This is a genomic window from Pseudomonas sp. Root401, assembly GCF_001425105.1.
Classification (GTDB): domain Bacteria; phylum Pseudomonadota; class Gammaproteobacteria; order Pseudomonadales; family Pseudomonadaceae; genus Aquipseudomonas; species Aquipseudomonas brassicacearum.
Genome location: NZ_LMDO01000012.1, coordinates 171614 through 197783 on the forward strand (window position 1 = coordinate 171614; position 26170 = coordinate 197783).

Annotated in this window: 25 protein-coding genes; 22 read left to right on the top strand and 3 right to left on the bottom strand. The window is 58.4% G+C overall.

The window, feature by feature from the left end; translation table 11 throughout:
• Window positions 1-5: 5 nt before the first annotated feature.
• Genes recF through dnaA form a run of 3 tightly spaced genes read right to left on the bottom strand, consistent with a single transcriptional unit; the run spans window position 6 to window position 3805 of the window.
• The gene (gene recF / locus ASC85_RS10780) at window positions 6-1109 is read right to left on the bottom strand and encodes a DNA replication/repair protein RecF (protein WP_003196148.1); all 1104 of its coding nucleotides are present in this window, start codon (window positions 1107-1109) and stop codon (window positions 6-8) included.
• Window positions 1110-1135: 26 nt separating this feature from the next.
• Window positions 1136-2239 carry a DNA polymerase III subunit beta gene (dnaN, locus tag ASC85_RS10785; RefSeq protein WP_003196145.1) on the bottom strand — a complete coding sequence of 368 codons (1104 nt, stop codon included), beginning with the start codon at window positions 2237-2239 and terminating at the stop codon, window positions 1136-1138.
• Window positions 2240-2278: 39 nt separating this feature from the next.
• Complete coding sequence (gene dnaA, locus ASC85_RS10790; protein ID WP_057449313.1) at window positions 2279-3805, bottom strand: chromosomal replication initiator protein DnaA; 1527 nt, start codon at window positions 3803-3805, stop codon at window positions 2279-2281.
• Window positions 3806-4371: 566 nt separating this feature from the next.
• Here dnaA and rpmH point away from each other — a divergent pair.
• The 22 genes from rpmH to ASC85_RS10890 all read left to right on the top strand — a co-directional run bounded on the left by rpmH (window position 4372) and on the right by ASC85_RS10890 (window position 26156).
• Complete coding sequence (gene rpmH / locus ASC85_RS31050; protein WP_003213577.1) at window positions 4372-4506, top strand: 50S ribosomal protein L34; 135 nt, start codon at window positions 4372-4374, stop codon at window positions 4504-4506.
• 16 nt (window positions 4507-4522) lie between these two features.
• Window positions 4523-4924, top strand: coding sequence for a ribonuclease P protein component (gene rnpA, locus ASC85_RS10795; protein WP_003207107.1), 402 nt, complete (start codon window positions 4523-4525; stop codon window positions 4922-4924).
• Window positions 4917-5162, top strand: a complete 246-nt coding sequence (gene yidD / locus ASC85_RS31055) for a membrane protein insertion efficiency factor YidD (protein ID WP_010465488.1) — start codon at window positions 4917-4919, stop codon at window positions 5160-5162. Before rnpA ends, yidD begins: the two co-directional genes overlap by 8 nt.
• A 2-nt stretch (window positions 5163-5164) precedes the next feature.
• Window positions 5165-6847 (top strand): membrane protein insertase YidC, encoded by a 1683-nt coding sequence (gene yidC, locus ASC85_RS10800; protein ID WP_057449314.1) that lies wholly within the window; start codon window positions 5165-5167, stop codon window positions 6845-6847.
• A 79-nt stretch (window positions 6848-6926) separates the two neighbouring features.
• Complete coding sequence (gene mnmE / locus ASC85_RS10805; protein WP_057449315.1) at window positions 6927-8297, top strand: tRNA uridine-5-carboxymethylaminomethyl(34) synthesis GTPase MnmE; 1371 nt, start codon at window positions 6927-6929, stop codon at window positions 8295-8297.
• 564 nt (window positions 8298-8861) lie between these two features.
• Window positions 8862-10760 (top strand): tRNA uridine-5-carboxymethylaminomethyl(34) synthesis enzyme MnmG, encoded by a 1899-nt coding sequence (mnmG, locus tag ASC85_RS10810; RefSeq protein ID WP_057449316.1) that lies wholly within the window; start codon window positions 8862-8864, stop codon window positions 10758-10760.
• Between the two features lie 5 nt (window positions 10761-10765).
• The gene (gene rsmG, locus ASC85_RS10815) at window positions 10766-11401 is read left to right on the top strand and encodes a 16S rRNA (guanine(527)-N(7))-methyltransferase RsmG (protein ID WP_177343168.1); all 636 of its coding nucleotides are present in this window, start codon (window positions 10766-10768) and stop codon (window positions 11399-11401) included.
• Window positions 11402-11419: 18 nt separating this feature from the next.
• Window positions 11420-12217 (top strand): ParA family protein, encoded by a 798-nt coding sequence (locus tag ASC85_RS10820; protein ID WP_003207100.1) that lies wholly within the window; start codon window positions 11420-11422, stop codon window positions 12215-12217.
• Between the two features lie 9 nt (window positions 12218-12226).
• Entirely contained in the window at window positions 12227-13099 is an 873-nt protein-coding gene (locus tag ASC85_RS10825; protein ID WP_003207098.1) for a ParB/RepB/Spo0J family partition protein, read from the top strand.
• 148 nt (window positions 13100-13247) lie between these two features.
• Complete coding sequence (locus ASC85_RS10830; protein WP_013694636.1) at window positions 13248-13655, top strand: F0F1 ATP synthase subunit I; 408 nt, start codon at window positions 13248-13250, stop codon at window positions 13653-13655.
• Between the two features lie 16 nt (window positions 13656-13671).
• Entirely contained in the window at window positions 13672-14541 is an 870-nt protein-coding gene (gene atpB, locus ASC85_RS10835) for a F0F1 ATP synthase subunit A (RefSeq protein WP_014340989.1), read from the top strand.
• A 131-nt stretch (window positions 14542-14672) separates the two neighbouring features.
• Window positions 14673-14930 (top strand): F0F1 ATP synthase subunit C, encoded by a 258-nt coding sequence (atpE, locus tag ASC85_RS10840; RefSeq protein ID WP_003097235.1) that lies wholly within the window; start codon window positions 14673-14675, stop codon window positions 14928-14930.
• Between the two features lie 58 nt (window positions 14931-14988).
• A complete protein-coding gene (locus tag ASC85_RS10845) occupies window positions 14989-15459 on the top strand; it encodes a F0F1 ATP synthase subunit B (RefSeq protein ID WP_003187193.1) in 471 nt (156 codons plus the stop codon).
• A gap of 12 nt (window positions 15460-15471) precedes the next feature.
• On the top strand, window positions 15472-16008 hold the full coding sequence (locus ASC85_RS10850) for a F0F1 ATP synthase subunit delta (RefSeq protein WP_003207094.1): 537 nt from the start codon (window positions 15472-15474) through the stop codon (window positions 16006-16008).
• Between the two features lie 21 nt (window positions 16009-16029).
• Window positions 16030-17574 carry a F0F1 ATP synthase subunit alpha gene (atpA, locus tag ASC85_RS10855; protein WP_003207093.1) on the top strand — a complete coding sequence of 515 codons (1545 nt, stop codon included), beginning with the start codon at window positions 16030-16032 and terminating at the stop codon, window positions 17572-17574.
• 50 nt (window positions 17575-17624) lie between these two features.
• The gene (atpG, locus tag ASC85_RS10860) at window positions 17625-18485 is read left to right on the top strand and encodes a F0F1 ATP synthase subunit gamma (RefSeq protein WP_014340988.1); all 861 of its coding nucleotides are present in this window, start codon (window positions 17625-17627) and stop codon (window positions 18483-18485) included.
• Between the two features lie 27 nt (window positions 18486-18512).
• Complete coding sequence (gene atpD, locus ASC85_RS10865; protein ID WP_003207089.1) at window positions 18513-19889, top strand: F0F1 ATP synthase subunit beta; 1377 nt, start codon at window positions 18513-18515, stop codon at window positions 19887-19889.
• Window positions 19890-19934: 45 nt separating this feature from the next.
• A complete protein-coding gene (locus tag ASC85_RS10870; RefSeq protein ID WP_003207087.1) occupies window positions 19935-20360 on the top strand; it encodes a F0F1 ATP synthase subunit epsilon in 426 nt (141 codons plus the stop codon).
• Window positions 20361-20476: 116 nt separating this feature from the next.
• A complete protein-coding gene (gene glmU / locus ASC85_RS10875; RefSeq protein WP_057449318.1) occupies window positions 20477-21844 on the top strand; it encodes a bifunctional UDP-N-acetylglucosamine diphosphorylase/glucosamine-1-phosphate N-acetyltransferase GlmU in 1368 nt (455 codons plus the stop codon).
• Between the two features lie 209 nt (window positions 21845-22053).
• The gene (locus ASC85_RS10880; RefSeq protein WP_003207082.1) at window positions 22054-22830 is read left to right on the top strand and encodes a DeoR/GlpR family DNA-binding transcription regulator; all 777 of its coding nucleotides are present in this window, start codon (window positions 22054-22056) and stop codon (window positions 22828-22830) included.
• A gap of 1 nt (window position 22831) precedes the next feature.
• Window positions 22832-24664 (top strand): glutamine--fructose-6-phosphate transaminase (isomerizing), encoded by a 1833-nt coding sequence (gene glmS, locus ASC85_RS10885; protein ID WP_057449319.1) that lies wholly within the window; start codon window positions 22832-22834, stop codon window positions 24662-24664.
• A 520-nt stretch (window positions 24665-25184) separates the two neighbouring features.
• Window positions 25185-26156 (top strand): tripartite tricarboxylate transporter substrate binding protein, encoded by a 972-nt coding sequence (locus ASC85_RS10890; RefSeq protein ID WP_057449320.1) that lies wholly within the window; start codon window positions 25185-25187, stop codon window positions 26154-26156.
• The last annotated feature ends 14 nt before the right edge of the window (window positions 26157-26170 follow it).

Sequence of the window (26170 nt, forward strand, 5' to 3'; positions counted from 1 at the left end):
TGCCTTCACTCCCGATGGTCGTGGGTCTGGGTGATACGGCCCTGTTCCACGTGGAACAGAGCGACTGGCGTTTCCGTCTGCCAGCCTTCCCTCAATAATTCGTGGTCTACACAGGTGATGAACACCTGGCAGCGTAAGTCTTCCAGCAAGCGGCATAGCGCGCGGCGGTGGGCTTCGTCCAGCTCGGACGGCAAGTCATCCACCAGATAAATACACTGGCCGCGGCGGGCCTGGCTGACCAGATGCCCCTGGGCTATGCGCAAGGCACACACCACCAACTTCTGCTGCCCCCGGGACAAGATGTCCGCGGCGTTATGTGCGCCCAATCTGAGACGCAAGTCAGCACGTTGTGGTCCGGCCTGGGTATGGCCCATCTGCTGGTCCCGCTGCAGCGAGCCAGCCAACACGGTGCTCAGTTCCCGATCCTTGTCCCAGCCTCGGTAATAGCTGAGCGTCAGGCCCTCAAGCTCAACCAGTTCGCTCAAGGTCTGCTCGAAGACCGGTTTCAAGGCTTTGATGTAAGCGCGGCGGTATTCATCGATTTCAGCGCTGGCCTGGCACAGTTCCCTGTCCCAAACCGCTTGCGAAACGGCGTCAAGTGTACCATGTCGCAGCCAAGAGTTTCGCTGGCGCAGCGCCTTCTGCAGGCGTTGCCAAGTCGTCATGAAGCGCGGTTCCACGTGGAACACGCCCCAGTCGAGAAATTGCCGGCGAATCTTCGGTGCGCCCTCCAGCAGACGAAAGCTGTCCGGGTTGATCAACTGCAACGGCAGGATCTCGGCCAGTTGTGCCGCGCTGCGGGCGTTCTGCCCATCGATGCGGATCTGGAACTCGCCTTGCCGGTCCCGCGATATCCCCAGGGCGCTATGGCCGCCTTCTGCCAGTTCCACCTGCCCGAACACCGTGCACGCCAGTTGATCGTACTGGATGACCGGTAACAGGCGGGTGCTGCGAAACGAACGGGCAAGCCCGAGCAGGTGCACGGCTTCCAGGACGCTGGTTTTGCCGCTGCCGTTGGCGCCGTAAAGGATATTGATGCGGGGGGAAGGGGAGAAGGTCACCGGGTGCAGATTGCGCACCGCGGTGACCGAGACGCGACTTAAGGACATCTAGCTTCTGCTGGGCATGGGCATGATTACAGACGCATCGGCATGACAACGTAAGCCGAATCGTCGTTGTCGGACTCTTGCACCAGCGCACTGCTGTTGGAGTCGGACAGGATCAGACGCACTTGCTCGGTGGTCATCACGCCCAGCACGTCGAGCAGGTAGCTGACGTTGAAGCCGATTTCCAGGGAGCCGCCGTTGTACTCAACGCCAACTTCTTCTTCCGCTTCTTCCTGCTCCGGGTTGTTCGCCTGGATTTTCAGCTGACCATTGGCCAGTTGCAGGCGGATGCCACGGTACTTCTCGTTGGAGAGAATCGCGGTACGGCTGAAAGCTTCGCGCAGCGCCTGGCGATCGCCCAGGACCAGCTTGTCGCCACCTTTTGGCAGCACGCGCTCGTAGTCAGGGAATTTGCCGTCTACCAGCTTCGACGTGAAGGTGAACTCGCCGGTGGTGGCGCGGATGTGGTGCTGGCCCAGCACGATGCTGACGTTGCCGTCCGGCTCGGTCAGCAGGCGGGCCAGCTCCAGGATACCTTTGCGCGGCACGATCACCTGGTGGCGATCCGGCTGACCGATATCGGCCTGCATCGAGCACATGGCCAGGCGGTGGCCGTCGGTGGCGACGGCGCGGATGACGCCGGCAGACACTTCCAGGAGCATACCGTTGAGGTAATAACGCACGTCCTGCTGGGCCATGGCGAAGCTGGTGCGTTCGATCAGGCGACGCAATTTGCTCTGGTCCAGGCTGCAGGTCAGCGAACCCGGGCCTTCTTCCACAGTCGGGAAATCGTTGGCTGGCAGCGTGGACAAGGTGAAACGGCTGCGACCGGCCTTGACCACGAGCTTCTGCTCATCGACCTTGATGTCGATCAGCGCGTCGTTGGGCAGGCTCTTGCAGATGTCCATCAGCTTGCGCGCCGGCACGGTGATGGAGCCCGGATCGGCCGGTTCTTCAAGTTGCACACGACCGACCAGCTCGACTTCCAGGTCGGTACCGGTCAGCGACAATTGCTGGCCTTCGACAACCAGCAGCACGTTGGAAAGTACCGGCAAGGTCTGGCGGCGTTCGACGACGCCTGCGACCAGTTGCAGGGGTTTCAACAGGGCTTCGCGTTGAATGGTGAAATGCATGGTCTAGTCCCTTGCCTTAATAAGCTGCGCTGGTGGTCATCAAGTGGTCAGTGTACGCAGCAGGTTCTTGTAGTCCTCGCGGATGTCCGCGTCGGATTCCTTAAGTTCGTTGATCTTGCGGCAGGCGTGCAGCACGGTGGTGTGGTCGCGTCCGCCAAACACATCGCCGATTTCCGGCAGGCTGTGGTTGGTCAGTTCCTTGGACAGGGCCATCGCCACCTGACGCGGACGTGCTACCGAACGCGAACGGCGTTTGGACAGCAGGTCGGAAATCTTGATTTTGTAGTATTCCGCAACGGTTCGCTGAATGTTATCCACAGAAACCAATTTGTCCTGAAGCGCCAACAGGTCCTTCAAGGATTCGCGAATCAATTCGATGGTGATGTCGCGGCCCATGAAGTGCGAGTGAGCGATCACCCGCTTGAGGGCACCTTCGAGCTCACGCACGTTGGAGCGAATACGCTGGGCGATGAAGAACGCGGCATCGTGAGGCAGCTCGACCTTGGCCTGGTCGGCTTTCTTCATCAGGATCGCAACCCGTGTTTCCAGCTCCGGCGGCTCGACGGCCACCGTCAGGCCCCAGCCGAAACGCGACTTGAGGCGTTCTTCAAGGCCTTCGATTTCTTTCGGGTAGCGGTCACTGGTGAGAATGACCTGCTGCCCGCCTTCAAGCAATGCGTTGAAGGTGTGGAAAAACTCTTCCTGGGAACGTTCCTTGCGGGCGAAGAACTGAATGTCGTCGATCAGCAAGGCGTCCACCGAACGGTAGAAACGCTTGAACTCGTTGATCGCGTTCAGCTGCAGCGCCTTGACCATGTCGGCCACGAAACGCTCGGAATGCAGGTACACGACCTTGGCATTCGGGTTCTTCTTTAATAGGTGGTTGCCCACGGCGTGCATCAAGTGGGTCTTACCCAAGCCTACGCCGCCATAGAGGAACAGCGGGTTGTAACCGTGCTTGGGGTTGTCCGCGACCTGCCAGGCCGCCGCGCGAGCCAGTTGGTTGGATTTACCTTCGACGAAATTCTCGAAGGTAAAGGTCCGGTTCAGGTAGCTGGTGTGCTTGAGCGCGCCTTCGACCTGGACGGTGCGCTGTTCGGCACGCACCGGCGCCTGCTGGGAGCTGGCACCGGCCATCGGGTCGAAGCTGTCCCGGGAGGGTTCTTCGCTGACCTCGGCGACCTTTTGTGCGTTGCGTTTGCTCGGGGCAGGGGCGGGTGCCGGGGCAGCATGGTTGTTAACCGGTGCCGTTGCAACCTGTTGGGCCTGTGACGCTGCGGCGGCCAGCGGCGCGTTGGGTGCGGCGCGCGGTGCCGAGCTGCGCTTGCTGCCTATTAATAAGGACAACGCAGGCGCCATGCCATTGCCATGCTCGTCGAGCAGTTCCATGACCCGGCCCAGGTACTTTTCGTTGACCCAGTCGAGAACGAAACGGTTCGGTGCATAGACACGCAACTCGTCGCCTTCGGCTTCGACCTGTAGTGGACGGATCCAAGTGTTGAATTGTTGGGCAGGCAGCTCATCGCGCAAAAGCTCTACGCACTGCTGCCAAAGTTCCACTGACACGGATATCCCCTAAGTTGAAAGCCGGTGAGGCAAAAACAAGCGGCCATTGTAGCGAGCAGACGCCCACTTATCCACATGCAGCTTGCTGATCGCCCATGATTTATCAACGCGTTAACCGCGAGAAAGACGACGGGCGGTCAGTGGATAAGCTCTGTGGATAACCGCGCCTGAGGTCGTTGCACAAGTGGGGGCGAAAGTCGGTGGATAACCGGCCTGTGGATAACCACGCATTCCACACACAGCTTATCCGACAGCGCAGCACAGGCTGGCCACTGCTTTCCCCTGTAGTTGTCATTCTCTGTACATGGCGGATTACAAGGGCTGAGCATGGTTATCCACAGACAGGTGGCTGCCTTGCTTTTATAAGCTTTACAGAAAAGCTTTAAATAATTCCCTTCTTTATTTCTATATCTAGCGTCGTGTGATGAATCCGTCCAAGCGTCGGGATATCTATTTAAAGGAAACGCTGGTTGGAAATTGACCTAGAGGCTTGCTTTCTCTAGAATCCCCGGTCTCTTAAAACGGGGGCCATTCCGGCCCGTTGTGGACGAACCAGGTAACACGACATGAAACGTACTTTCCAACCAAGCACTATCAAACGCGCTCGTACCCACGGTTTCCGTGCTCGCATGGCTACCAAGAACGGTCGTGCCGTCCTGTCGCGTCGTCGCGCCAAAGGTCGTGCGCGTCTGGCAGTTTGATAATCCGGCACTGGAGGTGAGTCAGGACTTCAGTCGGGAAAAGCGTCTGCTTACACCCCGGCATTTCAAGGCAGTCTTTGACTCCCCTACCGGCAAGGTTCCGGGGAAAAATCTCCTGCTCCTTGCGCGCAGTAACGATCTCGATCACCCCCGACTAGGGCTGGTTATCGGGAAAAAGAGCGTCAAGCTCTCTGTTCAGCGCAATCGCCTCAAACGTCTGATGCGCGAATCGTTTCGCCTGAACCAGGATTCACTGGTCGGATGGGACATTGTTATCGTCGCGCGCAAAGGTTTGGGTGACGTAGAAAACCCCGAATTGATTCAGCATTTCGGCAAGCTCTGGAAGCGTCTGGCCCGTAACAAGCCAGTACCAGCAGTCAACACCGAAACTGTAGGGGTAGACAGTCCCGATGCGTAAACTGGCACTCGTTCCGATCCAGTTTTACCGCTATGCCATTAGTCCTTTGATGGCCAGCCACTGTCGTTTCTACCCCAGTTGTTCCTGCTACGCGTACGAAGCCATAGAAAATCATGGCCTACTGCGCGGTGGCTGGCTGACCTTTCGTCGTTTAGGTCGCTGTCATCCGTGGAATCCCGGCGGTTATGACCCGGTTCCGCCTATCCCTACCTCCCGTTCTTCTTCGATGGCCGAGTAATCATGGATATCAAACGCACGATCCTGATCGTCGCCCTGGCAATCGTGTCCTACGTCATGGTCCTTAAATGGAACCAGGACTATGGCCAGGCTGCCCTGCCGACTCAGAATGTTGCAGCCAGCAATACCGCACCGAGCCTGCCGGATGCCCCAGTTGGCAACAACGCTGCCAGCAATGACGACATCCCGCGCGCGGCAAGCGATACCAGCGCTCCTGCCGAAGCCCCCGTGGCCGTAAGCAAAGATCTCATCCAGATCAAAACGGACGTGCTCGAGCTGGCAATCGATCCACAAGGTGGTGACGTCGCCCAGCTGAAGCTGCCGCTGTACCCACGTCGCCAGGATCATCCGGAAATCCCGTTCCAGTTGTTCGACAACGGTAACGAGCGCACCTATCTGGCCCAAAGTGGCCTGATCGGTACCAACGGCCCGGATTCGAACCCGGCCGGTCGCCCGGTCTACTCTGCCGAGAAGAAGACTTATCAACTGGCTGACGGTCAGGACCAACTGGTCGTGGACCTGAAGTTCAGCAAGGATGGCGTCAACTACATCAAGCGTTTCACCTTGAAACGTGGCCTGTATGACGTAACCGTCTCTTACCTGATCGACAACCAGAGCGCACAGCCCTGGTCCGGTGCGATGTTCGCGCAACTCAAGCGTGACGCCAGCGACGATCCTTCCTCCAGCACCGCCACTGGCACCGCGACTTACCTGGGCGCTGCCCTGTGGACAAGTTCGGAGCCGTACAAGAAAGTGTCCATGAAGGACATGGACAAGGGCCCGCTCAAGGAAACCGTCCAAGGTGGCTGGGTTGCCTGGCTGCAGCATTATTTTGTAACAGCCTGGATCCCGCAAAAAGGCGACAGCAACGTCGTCCAGACGCGCAAAGACAGCAAAGGCAACTTCATCATCGGTTACACCGGTCCGACATTGACTGCCGCGCCAGGTGCGAAAGCCGAAACCAGCGCCATTCTGTATGCCGGTCCTAAAAGCCAGGCCGTCCTGAAAGAGTTGTCCCCAGGTCTGGAACTGACCGTGGACTACGGTTTCCTGTGGTTCATTGCCCAGCCGATCTTCTGGCTGCTGCAACATATCCACAGCATCGTCGGTAACTGGGGCTGGTCGATCATTTTCCTGACCATGCTGATCAAGGGTCTGTTCTTCCCATTGTCGGCCGCCAGCTACAAATCCATGGCTCGTATGCGCGCTGTGGCCCCAAAACTGGCCGCGCTGAAAGAGCAACATGGCGATGACCGGCAGAAAATGTCCCAGGCCATGATGGAGTTGTACAAGAAAGAGAAGATCAACCCGCTGGGTGGATGCTTGCCGATTCTTGTGCAGATGCCAGTGTTCCTGTCGCTGTACTGGGTGTTGCTGGAAAGCGTGGAGATGCGTCAGGCACCGTTCATGCTGTGGATTACCGACCTGTCGATCAAGGATCCGTTCTTCATCCTGCCGATCATCATGGGCGCGACCATGTTCATCCAGCAGCAGTTGAACCCAACGCCTCCGGATCCGATGCAGGCGAAGGTCATGAAAATGATGCCAATCATCTTCACCTTCTTCTTCCTGTGGTTCCCGGCTGGTCTTGTGCTGTACTGGGTTGTGAACAACGTGTTGTCCATCACTCAGCAGTGGTACATCACGCGTAAGATCGAAGCGGCTGCGAAAAAAGCCGAGGCGTAACTTGCTCTGTGGATAACCACACAAAACGCCCCCTAGTGGGGCGTTTTGCTATCTGCCACTTTTGTCTGGATACCGGTTTATGAGCGCTCCGCGTGAAACCATCGCCGCCGTTGCCACCGCCCAAGGTCGCGGCGGTGTCGGCATCGTCCGTATTTCGGGGCCCTTGGCCAGTGTTGCGGCCAAGGCTATCAGCGGTCGTGAACTCAAACCGCGGTTTGCTCATTACGGTCCGTTTTTCAGTGATGACCAGCAGGTCCTCGACGAGGGGCTGGCCTTGTATTTCCCGGGACCGAATTCGTTCACCGGCGAAGACGTACTGGAACTGCAAGGGCATGGCGGCCCCATCGTGCTGGACATGCTGCTCAAGCGTTGCCTGGAACTGGGCTGTCGCCTGGCGCGGCCGGGTGAATTCAGTGAACGGGCCTTCCTCAACGACAAGCTCGACCTGGCCCAAGCCGAAGCGATCGCCGATTTGATCGAAGCCAGTTCTGCACAAGCGGCACGCAACGCATTGCGTTCCTTGCAGGGTGCGTTTTCCCAGCGTGTGCATAACCTCACCGAACAATTGATCGGCCTGCGGATTTACGTGGAGGCCGCGATTGATTTCCCGGAAGAGGAAATCGACTTCCTAGCCGATGGCCACGTGCTGAGCATGCTGGATAAGGTGCGCGATGAGTTATCCACAGTACTGCGCGAAGCCGGACAGGGTGCCTTGCTGCGCGATGGGATGACCGTGGTGATCGCTGGGCGGCCGAATGCCGGCAAGTCCAGCCTGTTGAATGCCCTGGCCGGTCGTGAAGCGGCGATTGTCACCGAGATCGCCGGCACCACCCGGGACATCCTGCGTGAACATATCCACATCGACGGCATGCCGCTGCACGTAGTGGATACCGCAGGTTTGCGCGACACCGATGACCAGGTGGAAAAAATCGGCGTTGAACGGGCGCTCAAGGCCATCGGTGAAGCCGATCGGGTCCTGCTGGTGGTGGATGCCACCGCACCGGAAGCGGACGATCCATTTGCCTTGTGGCCTGAATTCCTCGAAGTCCGCCCGGATCCAGCGAAAGTTACCTTGATCCGTAACAAGGCCGACCTGACCGGGGAAGCGATTGTCCTTGAGGTCAGCAACGACGGCCATGTGACCATCAGTCTGAGCGCAAAGGCGGCGGGCGAAGGCCTGGAATTGCTGCGTGAACACCTCAAGGCCTGCATGGGCTATGAGCAGACCGCGGAAAGCAGCTTCAGCGCCCGCCGGCGGCATCTTGAAGCCTTGCGCCATGCCAGTGCCGCCCTGGAACACGGTCGCGCGCAGCTGACCTTGGCGGGGGCGGGTGAGTTGTTGGCCGAAGACCTTCGCCAGGCCCAACATTCCCTCGGGGAAATTACCGGCGCCTTCAGCTCCGACGACCTGTTGGGGCGGATCTTTTCCAGCTTCTGCATCGGTAAATAACCCCGCCTTTCAAACCGGGTTTGTCCTCGAAGCCTCTCGAGTCCAACGCAAACCCGGTTCCTCTCCTCTGTTTTTGACACGATTGCCCTTGATGGCGGCTTGCCCGTGGACGCTGCTGCGATCCATCGCGGCGATTTTCTGTGGATTAAGCCCTGTGAATAACTGCCATTGAGGTCGGTTGATAAACTCCCTTCAAAACTGAAGATAACCTCCTCTGTGGATAACAGGCCCATTCATCCACAGGCTTACACCGGTTATCCAAGCCCCTCATTGCCACCTGACCACAGGGTTTTGAATCTCTGTACATATTGAAAATAAAGGCCTGTGTAATGTTATCCACAGATAGGTGGCTCCGTAAGAATAAACATAAAAACAAAGGTTTTATAAATTTCTTTCTTTTTAATTTCTTTAACCGCGAGTTTTCCACAGCTGGTTAAATTTTGTGCAAAGGGTTCTTTAGGAAAGGGGAAGTCCCTATACTTGCCGACCTGGCTCGAAAAACGCTCTGGCCAGGCTCAAGACCTATTTCCGAATTACCTGAATTAAGCAGGCACGAGGTGCGTGGTGGATTTCCCTTCCCGTTTTGAAGTGATCGTCATCGGCGGCGGTCATGCCGGTACCGAGGCAGCACTTGCATCAGCGCGCATGGGGGCAAAAACCCTGTTGCTGACGCATAACGTGGAAACCCTCGGTGCCATGAGTTGCAACCCTGCCATTGGTGGGATCGGCAAAAGCCACCTGGTCAAGGAAATCGATGCCCTAGGCGGCGCGATGGCCATGGCCACCGATAAGGGTGGTATCCAGTTTCGCGTATTGAACAGCCGCAAAGGCCCAGCCGTGCGCGCTACTCGCGCACAGGCCGACCGAGTCCTGTACAAGGCCGCTGTCCGTGAAATCCTGGAAAACCAGCCGAACCTGTGGATATTTCAACAAGCGGCCGATGACCTGATCGTCGAACAGGACCAGGTACGCGGTGTCGTCACGCAAATGGGCCTGCGGTTCTTCGCCGATTCCGTGGTGTTGACCACCGGGACCTTCCTCGGCGGACTTATCCACATCGGTTTGCAGAATTTTTCCGGCGGTCGCGCCGGTGATCCGCCGTCGATTGCTCTGGCTCACCGCCTGCGTGAGTTGCCATTGCGTGTCGGGCGCCTGAAAACCGGTACGCCACCTCGCATCGACGGCAAGTCCGTGGATTTCTCGGTGATGACCGAGCAGCCTGGCGATACGCCGATCCCGGTGATGTCGTTCATGGGCAACAAGGAACAGCATCCACGGCAAGTCAGTTGCTGGATCACCCACACCAACGCCCGCACCCACGAAATCATCGCGGCGAACCTCGATCGTTCGCCGATGTATTCCGCTGCCGGTGAAATCGAAGGTGTCGGCCCGCGCTATTGCCCGTCGATTGAAGACAAGATCCATCGCTTTGCCGACAAGGAAAGCCATCAGGTGTTTATCGAACCGGAAGGTTTGACCACCCATGAGTTGTATCCGAACGGGATATCCACAAGTCTGCCGTTCGACGTGCAATTGCAGATCGTGCAATCGATCCGTGGCATGGAGAACGCGCACATCGTGCGTCCGGGTTATGCGATCGAGTACGACTACTTCGATCCGCGCGATTTGAAGTACAGCCTGGAAACCAAAGCTATCGGCGGTCTGTTCTTCGCCGGGCAGATCAACGGCACCACCGGTTACGAAGAGGCCGGCGCCCAAGGGCTGTTGGCCGGTGCCAACGCCGCACTGCGCGCCCAGGGCAAAGACAGCTGGTGCCCGCGTCGCGATGAGGCATACATCGGGGTGCTCGTGGACGACCTGATTACCCTGGGAACCCAGGAACCGTATCGGATGTTCACCTCCCGGGCCGAATACCGCCTGATCCTGCGTGAAGACAACGCCGACCTGCGCTTGACCGAGAAAGGTCGCGAACTGGGGTTGGTGGACGACGCGCGCTGGGCCGCGTTCTGCAAGAAACGCGAGAGCATCGAGCTGGAAGAGCAGCGCCTGAAAAGCACCTGGGTTCGTCCCGGTACCGAGCAGGGCGATGCCATTGCGGCGAAATTCGGCACGCCGCTGACCCACGAATACAATCTGCTGAACCTCTTGAGCCGTCCGGAAATCGACTATGCCGGGCTGGTGGAAGTGACTGGCCAGGGCGCGGAAGATCCACAGGTGGCTGAACAGGTCGAGATCAAGACCAAGTACGCCGGTTACATCGACCGCCAGCAGGACGAAATCGCCCGTCTGCGCGCCAGTGAAGACACCAAGCTGCCTGTGGATATCGATTACACCGGCATTTCCGGGTTGTCGAAGGAAATCCAGAGCAAGCTCGGTGCGACCCGTCCAGAGACCTTGGGCCAGGCCTCGCGCATTCCCGGCGTCACGCCAGCGGCGATTTCCCTGTTGATGATTCATTTGAAAAAACGCGGCGCGGGCCGCCAGTTGGAGCAAAGCGCTTGAGTTCGATGGTCACCTCGCAACACGCTGAAGAGTTATCCACAGGTGCCCGTCAGCTCGGCGTCAACTTGACCGAAGCCCAGCACGCGCAATTGCTGGGTTATCTGGCGTTGTTGATCAAATGGAACAAGGCCTACAACCTGACCGCCGTGCGCGATCCGGACGAAATGGTCTCGCGCCATTTGCTCGACAGCCTCAGTGTCATGTCCTTCATCGAAAACGGTCGCTGGCTGGATGTCGGCAGTGGCGGGGGCATGCCGGGAATTCCGCTGGCGATCCTGTTTCCCGACTCGCAAGTGACCTGCCTGGACAGCAACGGCAAGAAAACCCGCTTCCTGACCCAGGTCAAACTCGAACTCAAACTGGATAACCTGCAAGTTATCCACAGCCGCGTCGAAGCGTTCCAGCCTGCAGATCCGTTCAACGGGATCATCTCCCGGGCGTTCAGCAGCATGGAGAACTTCAGCAACTGGACTCGCCACCTGGGCGACGCCGATACGCGCTGGCTGGCAATGAAGGGCGTTCATCCGGCCGATGAGCTGGTAGCATTGCCGGCAGACTTCCACCTCGATAGCGAACACGCCTTGGCCGTACCCGGTTGCCAAGGCCAACGCCATCTGCTGATACTGCGCCGCACGGCATGATTGGGAACACAAGCAAGAATGGCTAAGGTATTCGCGATAGCGAACCAGAAGGGTGGTGTGGGCAAGACCACCACCTGTATCAACCTCGCAGCATCCCTGGTCGCGACCAAGCGCCGGGTGCTGTTGATCGATCTCGATCCACAGGGCAACGCCACCATGGGTAGCGGTGTGGATAAGCATGGCCTGGAAAACTCCATCTACGACGTCCTGATCGGCGAATGCGATCTGGGCCAGGCCATGCACTTTTCCGAACACGGCGGTTATCAACTGCTGCCGGCCAACCGTGACCTGACGGCGGCCGAAGTGGTGCTGCTGGAAATGCAGATGAAGGAAAGCCGTCTGCGCAGCGCCTTGGCGCCGATCCGGGAAAACTACGATTACATCCTGATCGACTGCCCACCGTCGCTGTCGATGCTGACCCTCAACGCCCTGGTGGCGGCCGATGGGGTAATTATCCCCATGCAGTGCGAGTACTTCGCGTTGGAAGGGTTGAGCGACCTTGTGGATAACATCAAGCGCATCGCCGAACTGCTGAACCCGGACCTGAAGGTCGAAGGCCTGCTGCGGACCATGTACGACCCGCGCCTGAGCCTGATGAACGATGTTTCGGCCCAGCTCAAGGAACACTTCGGCGAGCAGCTCTACGACACGGTCATCCCGCGTAACATCCGCCTGGCCGAAGCGCCGAGCTACGGGATGCCGGCCCTGGCCTACGACAAACAATCCCGTGGTGCGCTGGCTTACCTGGCCCTGGCGGGCGAGATGGTTCGCCGTCAGCGCCGCAATCCACGCACCGCTGCAGCCCAGCCAACTTAAGGAAACCCCATGGCCGTCAAGAAACGAGGTCTCGGACGTGGACTGGATGCACTGCTCAGCGGTCCCACTGTCAGCTCGCTGGAAGAACAGGCTGTCCAGGTCGATCAGCGTGAGTTGCAGCATTTGCCGCTGGACCTGATCCAGCGCGGCAAATATCAGCCGCGCCGGGACATGGACCCGCAGGCGCTGGAAGAACTGGCCCAGTCGATCAAGAGCCAGGGCGTGATGCAGCCGATCGTGGTCCGGCCGATCGCCAATGGGCGCTTCGAGATCATTGCCGGCGAACGTCGCTGGCGCGCCAGCCAGCAGGCCGGCCAGGAAACCATCCCGGCAATGGTCCGTGATGTGCCGGATGAAACGGCCATCGCCATGGCGCTGATCGAGAACATCCAGCGTGAAGACCTCAACCCGATCGAGGAAGCCGTGGCCCTGCAGCGCTTGCAGCAGGAATTCCAGCTGACCCAGCAACAAGTTGCCGAGGCGGTGGGCAAGTCCCGCGTGACCGTGGCCAACCTGCTGCGCCTGATTGCGTTGCCGGAAGTCATCAAGACCATGCTGTCCCATGGCGACCTGGAAATGGGTCATGCCCGGGCATTGCTCGGTTTGCCGGAAAATCAACAGGTTGAAGGGGCGCGACATGTTGTCGCACGCGGTCTGACTGTGCGCCAAACCGAGGCACTGGTTCGCCAGTGGCTGAGCGGTAAACCGGCCCCTGTCGAGGCACCCAAAACCGATCCTGATATCGCTCGCCTGGAACAGCGCCTGGCCGAGCGCCTGGGCTCTGCGGTGCAGATCCGCCACGGAAAGAAGGGAAAGGGGCAATTGGTGATTGGCTACAACTCCCTCGATGAGCTGCAAGGTGTCCTTGCACACATTCGCTGAAACAATTGCTCTTGTAGCGCGCAGTCGGAAATCACTACCTGACAGTTGAATAGGGGCAGAACCGCCCCTATACTCTGCGCGCATTTTGTCGGCACAAATTATGCCAAGTTATTGAATTATGGCGGCCGACTATTGGAGAGCAAAAGCGATGGAAACCCGCACGCCAAACCGCTTGCCGTTCCATCGTCTGGCAGTTTTCCCGGTTTTGATGGCCCAATTCACCGTTGTACTGATCGCCGCATTGGCGCTCTGGCAATGGAAAGGAGTCGTCGCCGGATACTCAGGGCTTTGCGGAGGCCTGATAGCCTTGCTTCCCAATATTTACTTTGCTCACAGGGCCTTTCGGTTTTCCGGCGCCCGAGCAGCCCAGGCTATCGTCCGGTCTTTTTATGCCGGCGAGGCGGGGAAACTGATTTTGACGGCAGTGCTGTTTGCATTGACGTTCGCAGGTGTGAAGCCACTGGCGCCGCTGGCTGTATTCAGCGTCTTCGTGCTGACCCAACTGGTTAGCTGGTTCGCTCCCCTGCTAATGAGAACAAGACTTTCGAGACCTTAGGGCGTTTGAGGCAACCATGGCAGAGACAACCGCTTCGGGCTATATCCAGCACCACTTGCAGAACCTGACCTTCGGTCAGCTACCCAACGGCGGCTGGGGCTTTGCCCACACCGCAGCAGAAGCCAAGGAAATGGGCTTCTGGGCTTTCCACGTCGATACCCTCGGCTGGTCGGTCGCATTGGGTCTGATCTTCGTTCTTCTTTTCCGCATGGCGGCAAAGAAGGCGACTTCCGGTCAGCCTGGTGCACTGCAGAACTTCGTTGAAGTACTGGTCGAATTCGTCGATGGCAGCGTGAAAGACAGCTTCCATGGCCGTAGCCCGGTGATCGCACCGCTGGCACTGACCATCTTCGTCTGGGTGTTCCTGATGAACGCCGTCGACCTGGTACCGGTCGACTGGATTCCTCAGCTGGCCATCCTGATCTCCGGCGATGCACACATCCCATTCCGCGCCGTGTCGACCACCGACCCGAACGCGACCCTGGGCATGGCGTTCTCGGTTTTCGCACTGATCATTTTCTATAGCATCAAGGTCAAGGGCATCGGCGGCTTCATCGGCGAACTGACCCTGCACCCGTTCGGCAGCAAGAACATCCTGGTTCAAGCCCTGCTGATCCCGGTGAACTTCCTGCTGGAGTTCGTGACCCTGATCGCCAAACCGATTTCTCTGGCACTGCGTCTGTTCGGCAACATGTATGCCGGCGAACTGGTGTTCATCCTGATCGCTGTGATGTTCGGCAGCGGCCTGCTGTGGCTCAGCGGCCTGGGTGTAGTCCTGCAATGGGCGTGGGCTGTGTTCCACATCCTGATCATCACCCTGCAGGCGTTCATCTTCATGATGCTGACCATCGTCTACCTGTCGATGGCGCACGAAGAAAACCATTAAGGCCAGTCTCGACTAGTCTGATGTCCTTCCCGGTCAAACGGGAAGGAGCCCGAACCGGGCTGAGAAACGATTTGTTTTACCGCTTTAATCTAAAAAACCTAAACCATACGACGTAAAAGTCGGGAGGAAAGATGGAAACTGTAGTTGGTCTAACCGCTATCGCTGTTGCACTGTTGATCGGCCTGGGCGCACTGGGTACCGCAATTGGTTTCGGCCTGTTGGGCGGCAAGTTCCTGGAAGGCGCAGCGCGTCAGCCAGAAATGGTTCCAATGCTGCAAGTCAAAATGTTCATCGTGGCCGGTCTGCTCGACGCCGTGACCATGATCGGTGTTGGTATCGCGCTGTTCTTCACCTTTGCGAACCCGTTCGTTGGTCAAATCGCTGGCTAATTACTCGGATGTCTCGAGTAGATTGGTGTGATGGACAACGTAACTGCGAGGTGTTGGCGTGAACATTAATGCGACCCTGATTGGCCAGTCCGTTGCGTTCCTGATTTTTGTACTGTTCTGCATGAAGTTCGTATGGCCTCCGGTCATTGCGGCATTGCACGAACGTCAAAAGAAGATCGCTGATGGTCTGGACGCTGCCAGCCGTGCAGCTCGCGACCTGGAGTTGGCCCATGAGAAAGTGGGTCAGCAACTGCGCGAAGCGAAAGCTCAGGCAGCTGAAATCATCGAGCAAGCCAAGAAACGCGGTACCCAGATTGTCGACGAAGCCCGTGAACAGGCTCGCGTCGAAGCTGACCGTGTGAAGGCTCAGGCTCAAGCCGAGATCGAACAGGAACTCAACAGTGTCAAAGACGCGCTGCGTGCCCAAGTGGGTGCTCTGGCCGTTGGCGGTGCTTCGAAGATCCTGGGTGCCACAATCGATCAAAACGCGCACGCAGAGCTGGTTAACCAACTGGCTGCTGAAATCTAAGCGAGGGCGATCATGGCAGAACTGACCACGTTGGCCCGACCTTACGCTAAGGCGGCCTTCGAGCACGCTCAGGCCCACCAGCAACTGGCCAATTGGTCAGCCATGCTCGGCCTGGCTGCAGCGGTGTCGCAAGACGACACCATGCAGCGCGTGCTCAAGGCCCCGCGACTGACGAGCGCAGAAAAGGCCGCCACGTTCATTGACGTGTGCGGCGACAAGTTCGATGCCAAGGCACAGAATTTCATTCACGTCGTTGCCGAAAACGACCGTCTCCTGCTTCTGCCGGAGATCGCCACTCTTTTTGACCTGTACAAGGCCGAGCAAGAGAAGTCGGTAGACGTGGAAGTGACCAGTGCTTTCGCATTGAACCAAGAACAGCAAGACAAACTCGCCAAGGTTCTCAGTGCACGACTCAACCGGGAAGTGCGCCTGCAAGTCGAGGAAGACAAGTCCCTGATAGGGGGCGTTGTAATCCGCGCCGGCGACCTGGTTATCGATGGCTCGATTCGCGGCAAAATCGCGAAACTTGCCGAAGCATTGAAATCTTGAGTTTGAAGGGGCAGCAGAGCAATGCAGCAACTCAATCCTTCCGAAATAAGTGAAATTATCAAGGGCCGCATCGACAAGCTCGATGTGACCTCCCAAGCCCGTAACGAAGGCACTGTCGTCAGCGTATCTGACGGTATCGTGCGGATTCACGGTCTGGCCGACGTCATGTACGGCGAGATGATCGAGTTTCCGGGCGGCGTCTACGGTATGGCCCTCAACCTGGAGCAAGACTCCGTAGGTGCCGTTGTACTGGGTTCCTACCAGTCGCTGGCCGAAGGCATGAGCGCCAAGTGCACCGGCCGCATCCTCGAAGTTCCGGTTGGTAAGGAACTGCTGGGTCGCGTTGTCGACGCACTGGGTAACCCTGTTGACGGCAAAGGTCCGCTGAACAACACCGAGACCGACGCGGTCGAGAAAGTTGCTCCTGGCGTGATCTGGCGTAAGTCGGTAGACCAGCCTGTACAGACTGGCTACAAGGCTGTCGATGCCATGATCCCTGTCGGCCGTGGCCAGCGTGAGCTGATCATCGGTGACCGTCAGATCGGTAAGACCGCTCTGGCGATCGACGCGATCATCAACCAGAAGAACAGCGGCATTTTCTGCGTCTACGTAGCCATCGGTCAGAAGCAATCGACCATCGCCAACGTGGTTCGCAAGCTGGAAGAAAACGGCGCCCTGGCCAACACGATCATCGTGGCGGCCAGCGCATCGGAATCTCCTGCGCTGCAGTTCCTGGCACCGTACTCCGGTTGCACCATGGGCGAATACTTCCGCGACCGCGGTGAAGACGCGCTGATCGTTTATGACGATCTGTCCAAGCAGGCAGTGGCTTACCGCCAGATCTCCCTGCTGCTGCGCCGTCCACCAGGCCGTGAAGCCTACCCAGGCGACGTGTTCTATCTCCACTCCCGTCTGCTGGAGCGCGCATCCCGCGTTTCGGAAGAGTACGTAGAGAAGTTCACCAACGGCGCAGTGACCGGCAAGACCGGCTCGCTGACCGCTCTGCCGATCATCGAAACCCAGGCTGGCGACGTTTCCGCGTTCGTTCCGACCAACGTGATTTCCATCACCGACGGTCAGATCTTCCTGGAATCGGCCATGTTCAACTCCGGGATCCGTCCTGCTGTGAACGCCGGTGTTTCGGTATCCCGTGTGGGTGGTGCCGCTCAGACCAAGATCATCAAGAAGCTGTCCGGTGGTATCCGTACCGCCCTGGCTCAGTACCGTGAACTGGCGGCATTCGCCCAGTTCGCTTCTGACCTGGACGAAGCGACCCGTAAGCAACTTGAGCATGGTCAGCGCGTTACCGAGCTGATGAAGCAGAAGCAATACGCACCAATGTCGATCGCTGACATGGCGCTGTCGCTGTATGCCGCTGAGCGTGGGTTCCTGACTGACGTCGAAATCGCCAAGGTCGGCAGCTTTGAACAAGCGCTGATTGCTTACTTCAACCGCGATCACGCCGACTTGTTGGCCAAGATCAACGTGAAGGGTGACTTCAATGACGAAATCGACGCTGGCATGAAAGCCGGTATCGAGAAGTTCAAGGCCACCCAAACCTGGTAAGCCGCAGCGGGAGTCGCAAGGCTCCCGCTTGCTAACCTGATAGGTGTTACATGGCAGGCGCAAAAGAGATTCGCAGTAAGATTGCGAGCATCAAAAGCACGCAAAAAATTACCAGCGCCATGGAAAAAGTGGCGGTCAGCAAAATGCGCAAGGCACAAATGCGCATGGCTGCTAGCCGCCCTTATGCGGAGCGCATCCGCCAGGTTATTGGTCATCTGGCCAACGCCAACCCGGAATATCGCCACCCGTTCATGATCGACCGTGCTATCAAGCGCGTCGGTTACGTCGTGGTGAGCAGTGACCGTGGTCTGTGTGGTGGCTTGAACACCAACCTGTTCAAGGCCCTGGTCAAGGACATGGCTGTAAACCGCGAACAAGGCGTCGAGATCGATCTGTGCGTGATTGGTAGCAAGGGTGCGGCGTTCTTCCGCAACTTCGGCGGCAACGTCGTCGCTGCTATCAGCCACCTGGGTGAAGAGCCGTCGATCAATGATCTGATCGGCAGCGTCAAGGTGATGCTGGATGCTTACCTGGAAGGCCGGATTGACCGCCTGTCCGTGGTATCCAACAAGTTCATCAACACCATGACGCAACAGCCAACCGTGGAGCAATTGGTCCCACTGGTGGCGACCCCGGAACAGGAACTCAAGCACCACTGGGACTATCTCTACGAACCGGATGCCAAGGAGCTGCTTGACGGCTTGATGGTCCGGTACGTGGAGTCGCAGGTCTACCAGGCGGTGGTCGAGAACAACGCAGCTGAACAAGCAGCGCGGATGATCGCGATGAAGAACGCTACCGACAACGCCGGTGATTTGATCAGCGATTTGCAGCTGATCTACAACAAGGCGCGTCAGGCTGCGATCACCCAAGAGATCTCGGAAATCGTCGGCGGCGCTGCCGCGGTTTAACGGTTCAAATATTCAGAGGATCCAGCTATGAGTAGCGGACGTATCGTTCAAATCATCGGCGCCGTTATCGACGTGGAATTTCCACGCGACAGCGTACCGAGCATCTACAACGCGCTGAAAGTACAAGGCGCGGAAACTACCCTGGAAGTTCAGCAGCAGCTGGGCGACGGCATCGTTCGTACCATTGCGATGGGTTCTACCGAAGGCTTGAAGCGCGGTCTGGACGTTATCGACTCTGGCGCTGCCATCTCCGTACCGGTCGGTAAAGCGACCCTGGGCCGGATCATGGACGTACTGGGTAACCCGATCGACGAAGCGGGTCCGATCGACACCGAAGAGCGCTGGGGCATTCACCGTCCTGCGCCATCCTTCGCTGAACAGGCGGGCGGCAACGACCTGCTGGAAACCGGCATCAAGGTTATCGACCTGGTTTGCCCGTTCGCCAAGGGCGGTAAAGTCGGTCTGTTCGGTGGTGCCGGTGTGGGCAAGACCGTAAACATGATGGAACTGATCCGTAACATCGCCATCGAGCACAGCGGTTATTCCGTGTTCGCCGGTGTGGGTGAGCGTACTCGTGAGGGTAACGACTTCTACCACGAGATGAAGGATTCCAACGTTCTGGACAAAGTGGCACTGGTCTATGGCCAGATGAACGAGCCGCCGGGAAACCGTCTGCGCGTAGCCCTGACCGGCCTGACCATGGCCGAGAAGTTCCGTGACGAAGGTAACGACGTTCTGCTGTTCGTCGACAACATCTACCGTTACACCCTGGCCGGTACCGAAGTATCCGCACTGCTGGGCCGTATGCCTTCGGCAGTAGGTTACCAGCCGACCCTGGCTGAAGAGATGGGCGTTCTGCAAGAACGTATCACTTCGACCAAGGAAGGTTCGATCACTTCGATCCAAGCGGTATACGTACCTGCGGATGACTTGACCGACCCGTCGCCAGCGACCACCTTCGCCCACTTGGACGCCACCGTCGTTCTGTCCCGTGACATCGCTTCCCTGGGTATCTACCCTGCGGTTGACCCACTGGACTCGACTTCGCGCCAGCTGGACCCGAACGTGATCGGCCAGGAGCACTACGACACCGCTCGCGGCGTCCAGTACGTGCTGCAGCGCTACAAAGAGCTGAAGGACATCATTGCGATCCTGGGTATGGACGAGCTGTCGGAAGCCGACAAGCAGTTGGTATCCCGCGCTCGTAAGATCCAGCGCTTCTTGTCGCAGCCGTTCTTCGTGGCTGAAGTCTTCACCGGTGCCTCGGGTAAATACGTTTCCCTGAAAGACACCATTGCTGGCTTCAAAGGCATCCTCAACGGTGACTACGACCACCTGCCAGAACAAGCGTTCTACATGGTCGGCGGCATCGAAGAAGCGATCGAGAAAGCCAAGAAACTGTAATCCCGGCGCCCGGCAACGGGCGCTAATTTAGGTTGAGGCAATCAGATGGCTATGACAGTCCATTGCGATATCGTCAGTGCGGAAGGGGAAATCTTCTCCGGTCTGGTCGAGATGGTGATTGCGCATGGTGAGCTGGGTGATCTTGGTATCGCTCTGGGTCACGCACCGCTGATCACTAATCTGAAACCGGGTCCGATCCGCTTGATCAAGCAGGGCGGGGAAGCCGAGGTGTATTACATCTCCGGTGGTTTCCTCGAGGTTCAGCCGAACATGGTCAAGGTCCTTGCCGACACTGTGCAACGTGCTGCCGACCTGGACGAAGCCTCCGCTCAGGAAGCCGTCAAGGCTGCCGAGAAGGCCCTGCACGAGCGAGGCGCGGAGTTCGATTACGGTTCTGCTGCTGCACGTCTGGCCGAGGCCGCAGCCCAGCTGCGCACCGTCCAGCAGATCCGCAAGAAGTTCGGCGGCTAAGCCGTCTGCTTTCTGTGTGATTGATTAAAAAGGGTAGCCTCGGCTACCCTTTTTTTCTTTTCCCGACACTCATCATCTGGTCGCAGCCGCTGACCACCCAGGATTGGTAGCCAGTCATGTCTCTTGAAATCGTTATCCTCGCGGCCGGTCAAGGCACCCGCATGCGTTCGGCGCTGCCGAAGGTCTTGCACCCGGTAGCCGGCAATTCCATGCTCGGCCATGTTATCCACAGCGCCCGGCAACTTGATCCACAGCGCATTCACGTGGTGATCGGCCACGGTGCCGATGCGGTGCGCGAACGCCTGGCCGCCGATGACCTGAATTTCGTTCTGCAGGACAAACAACTGGGCACCGGCCATGCAGTAGCCCAGGCCGTGCCGTTCATCACGGCCGATACGGTGCTGATTCTCTACGGCGATGTGCCGCTGATCGAAGTCGACACCTTGCAGCGCCTGCTCAAGCATGTTGCGCCACAACAGTTGGGCCTGTTGACCGTCGAGCTGGATGACCCCACCGGTTATGGCCGCATCGTGCGTAACGTCGATGGCCAGGTGACCGCCATTGTCGAGCAGAAGGACGCCAACGAAACCCAGCGCGCGATCACTGAAGGCAACACCGGGATTCTGGCCGTACCGGCTGAGCGCCTGGGTGACTGGATGAGTCGTCTGTCGAACAACAACGCCCAGGGGGAGTACTACCTGACCGACGTGATTGCCATGGCGGTCAGCGACGGGCTGGTGGTTGCCACCGAGCAGCCGCTGGACGCCATGGAAGTGCAAGGCGCCAATGATCGCCGGCAACTGGCCGAACTGGAGCGCCACTATCAATTGCGCACCGCTCGCCGCCTGATGGCCCAAGGCGTGACCCTGCGCGATCCGGCCCGTTTCGACGTGCGCGGTGAAGTCAGCGTGGGTCGCGACGTGGTCATCGACATCAACGTCATCCTCGAAGGCAAGGTTGTCATCGAAGACGACGTGGTCATCGGCCCGAACTGCGTAATCAAGGACAGCACCTTGCGCAAAGGCGTGGTGATCAAAGCCAACAGCCATCTCGACGGTGCGGTCATGGGAGAGGGCAGCGACGCTGGCCCGTTTGCCCGTCTGCGTCCAGGCTCGGTGCTGGAAGCCCGCGCCCATGTGGGTAACTTCGTTGAACTGAAGAATGCTCACCTGGGCGAAGGCGCCAAGGCCGGGCACCTGACCTACCTCGGTGACGCTGAAGTCGGCGCCCGAACCAACATTGGCGCCGGGACCATCACCTGCAACTATGATGGCGCCAATAAGTGGAAAACCGTGTTGGGTGAAGATGTGTTCATCGGCTCGAACAACTCCTTGGTAGCACCTGTGGATATCTCCAGCGGTGCGACCACGGCAGCCGGTTCGACCCTCACCCAGAATGTGGATAAAGGCCAATTGGCAGTCGGACGCGCCCGCCAACGAAACATCGACGGCTGGAAGCGACCGGAGAAAATCAAGAAGTCCTAAAGTTATCCACAACCCCCTGTGGGAGCGAGCTTGCTCGCGATAGCGGTGTATCAGGTAAAGCAGCATTGCCTGACCTGGCCTCTTCGCGAGCAACCTCGCTCCCACAGTGATTTAGGGGATTTCTGAATTTTTCTTCTGCTGTCTTGACGACTTCCCTTCAATAGGTTTTGATTGCTTACGTTATCTTTCGAATCGAAACTTATACCGCCATGTCGAAACGCAACACACCACAACGCCGTCACAACATCCTTGCCTTGCTCCAGGAGCAGGGTGAGGTCAGTGTGGATGAGTTGGCCAAGCGCTTCGAAACCTCGGAAGTTACGATTCGCAAGGATCTCGCCGCCCTGGAAACCAACGGCCTGCTGCTGCGTCGCTACGGTGGCGCGGTCCCGATGCCGCAGGAGTTGGTGGCCGATAACGGGCAAACCGTCTCCAAGTACAAACTGGCCATTGCCCGGGCCGCGGTGAAGCGGATCCGCGAACATGCGCGCATCATCATCGACAGTGGCAGCACCACGGCGGCCATGATTCCGCAACTCGGCCAACAGCCGGGTCTGGTGGTGATGACCAACTCCCTGCACGTCGCCAATGCCTTGAGCGAACTGGAGCACGAGCCGGTGCTGTTGATGACCGGCGGCACCTGGGACCCTCACTCCGAGTCGTTCCAGGGTCAGGTGGCCGAGCAGGTCCTGCGTTCCTACGACTTCGACCAGTTGTTCATCGGCGCCGACGGCATCGATCTGGTTCGAGGTACCACCACCTTCAACGAACTGCTGGGCTTGAGCCGTGTGATGGCTGAGGTTACCCGGGAAGTGATCGTGATGGTGGAGGCCGACAAGATCGGCCGCAAGATCCCCAACCTGGAGCTGCCGTGGAGCAGCGTCCATACCCTCATTACCGATGATCGCCTGCCCGTAGAGGCTCGCGATCAGATTCAGGCCCGCGGCATCACCGTGATCTGCGCGCCTGTCAGCCAGGAGAAATAGCATGTGTGGAATTGTCGGCGCCGTTGCTGAACGCAACATCACAGCAATCTTGCTCGAAGGCCTCAAGCGCCTGGAGTACCGCGGTTATGACAGCGCCGGTGTGGCGGTGTTTACCAACGACGAGAAGCTCGAACGCATGCGTCGTCCGGGCAAGGTCAGCGAGCTTGCGCAGGCGCTGGAAGCCGAACCGCTGCTCGGTCGCCTGGGTATCGCCCACACCCGCTGGGCCACCCATGGCGCGCCGTGCGAGCGTAACGCTCACCCGCATTTTTCCGGCGACCTGGCGGTGGTGCACAACGGCATCATCGAAAACCACGAAGCCCTGCGTGAACAGCTCAAGGCGCTTGGCTATGTGTTCACCTCGGACACCGACACTGAAGTCATCGCCCATCTGCTCAATCACAAGCTCAAGGACCTGGTGGACCTGACCGTCGCCCTCAAGGCCACCGTCAAGGAACTGCACGGTGCCTATGGCCTGGCGGTCATCAGCACGAAACAACCTGATCGCCTGGTGGCGGCCCGCAGCGGCAGCCCATTGGTCATCGGCCTCGGCCTGGGGGAAAACTTCCTGGCGTCCGATCAGTTGGCGCTGCGCCAGGTCACCGACCGCTTCATGTACTTGGAAGAAGGCGATATCGCCGAAATTCGCCGCGACAGCGTGCAGATCTGGGACCTGGATGGCAAAAGCGTAGAGCGTGAGATCGTCCAGTACCGCGACGGTGCCGAAGCCGCTGACAAGGGCGAGTTCCGCCATTTCATGCTCAAGGAAATCCACGAACAACCGGCCGTGGTGCAACGCACCCTGGAAGGCCGCATGAGCCAGAACCAGGTGTTGGTCCAGGCGTTCGGTCCACAAGCGGCCGAGTTGTTCGCCAAGGTCCGTAACGTGCAGATCGTGGCCTGCGGCACCAGTTATCACGCCGGCATGGTCGCCCGTTACTGGCTGGAAGAACTGGCCGGTATTCCGTGCCAGGTCGAAGTGGCCAGCGAGTTCCGCTATCGCAAAGTGGTGGTGCAACCCGATTCGCTGTTCGTCACCATCTCCCAGTCCGGCGAAACCGCCGACACCCTGGCCGCCCTGCGTAACGCCAAGGAATTGGGTTTCCTCGCCAGCCTGGCGATCTGCAACGTCAGCATCAGCTCGCTGGTGCGCGAATCCGACCTGACCCTGCTGACCCAGGCCGGTCGTGAGATCGGCGTGGCGTCGACCAAGGCGTTCACCACGCAGCTGGTGGGCCTGCTGTTGTTGACCCTGTCCCTGGGCCAAGTGCGCGGTACGCTGGACAAGGGTGTCGAGGCAACATTGGTCGAAGAGCTGCGCCGCCTGCCGGCTCGCCTGGGCGAAGCCCTGGCCATGGACGGTACTGTGGAAAAAATCGCCGAGCTGTTCGCTGAGAAGAACCACACCCTGTTCCTGGGCCGTGGCGCGCAATTCCCGGTGGCGATGGAAGGGGCCTTGAAGCTCAAGGAAATCTCCTACATTCACGCCGAGGCCTACCCGGCCGGTGAGCTCAAGCACGGCCCGCTGGCGCTTGTGGATAACGACATGCCGGTGGTCACCGTCGCGCCGAACAACGAGCTGCTGGAAAAGCTCAAGTCCAACCTTCAGGAAGTGCGCGCCCGTGGCGGCCAGTTGATTGTCTTTGCTGACGAAAAGGCCGGCATGACCAATGGCGAAGGCACCCACGTGGTGCACATGCCGCACATCCACGACATCCTGTCGCCGATTCTCTACACCATCCCATTGCAGTTGTTGTCGTACTACGTCGCCGTGCTCAAGGGCACTGATGTGGACCAGCCGCGTAACCTGGCGAAATCGGTAACGGTCGAGTAAAGGATTTAGCGCGGGCAACGGATCCAGCCGTCCGGCTCTGATCCGAAACGCTCACAGAAACCAACCCCCTGATTCAGGGGGTTTTTTTTGGAGCCCACAAAACTTCATGCCGGTTTGGGGCCGGGAACCGAGATTCAATTGAGCCTTGGTCTGGCAACCCTGTTCGTCGCCTTCAGGGCGAGCCGCTGAACAACTACGTTGACAACATGGGGCATAGGTGATGATATCCAGTCATACGACAACGTATGACATAGAAAATAATAAAAACGAAAGGCGCAGTCATGTCTTCTACATTTACCGCCGAGCGAGTTTGTAGGTCATCGTCCCCACGCGTTATCGCAGGGCGCCAGCTACCTTCCTTACTTTCCGAAAAGCCCCGTGCGGGCTCGCAAGTGCAATCCAATTCCCCTATCCCAACGTTCAGGCCTGTGCGCCTGTCTCGCCAGGCGTTAGCGCTTGGCGTGCTGGTTTTTTGCTCAACTTCAACCCAACGATGAATGGCAGCACCTGGAGAACAATAATGAAGAAAACACTCTGCGCCTCTTTGATCGCCTCTTTTCTGAGCCTGACCGCTGGCACGGCGATGGCCGCCGACGCCAGCACCTGGCCAAGCCGTCCAGTGCAGGTGGTGGTGATTGCCAACGCCGGCGGTGACACCGATTTCAACGCGCGAATGATGGCCAAGTACTTCACCAAGCTCACCGGCAAATCCATGGTGGTGACCAATATGGCCGGTGGGGGCGGGACGATTGCCGCCGATGCGGTCAAGAGCGCGGCGCCGGATGGCAATACCATTCTGTTTACTCACACCGGCCAGTTGATCGTCAACGAAGTCGCGGGACTGTCGGAGGATCGCTTTGATGCGTTTGATATCTCCTGCATCGCCGGCGTCGACAAAGGCGCGGTGTTCGTCTCGGCGAAAAGCTCGGGCATCGACAGCCTCGACCAACTGATTGAAAAGGCCAAGGCCAAGCCCGGCACCATTACCTACGGCACTGAGATGGGCAACTTTTCTCACCTGCAGGGCCTGATGTTCGAGAAGCTCGCCGGCGTGAAACTGAAAATGGTCGACAGCGGCACGGTGTCCGAAAAAATCGTTGCCTTGCTGGGCAAGCGCATCGATCTCGGTGCCATCAGCTATGGCTCGGTCCAGGATTACATTTCCAGCGGCAAGATGACCGCCCTGGGCCAGCCCAACGCTGAGCGCAACGCGCTGCTGGGCGACGTCAAGACCTTCAAGGAACAAGGCGTGGACCTGATCCTGGACAAGCCTTATGTCGTCGCTTTCCCGAAAGGCACTGACCCGGCCATCGTCAAGAAAATGGCCGACACCATGAAAAAGATTACCGAAGAGCCGGAATACGCCGAAGAGCTGAAAAAATCCTTCAAGCAGCCGGTCAGTTTCCAGGGCACCGAAGAAGCTGTTGCCACCTTGAGCAAAACCCGCGACAGCTTCATGCAGTTCAAGGACGAGATGCGTAAAGCCAAATAATTTTACGTAACGGC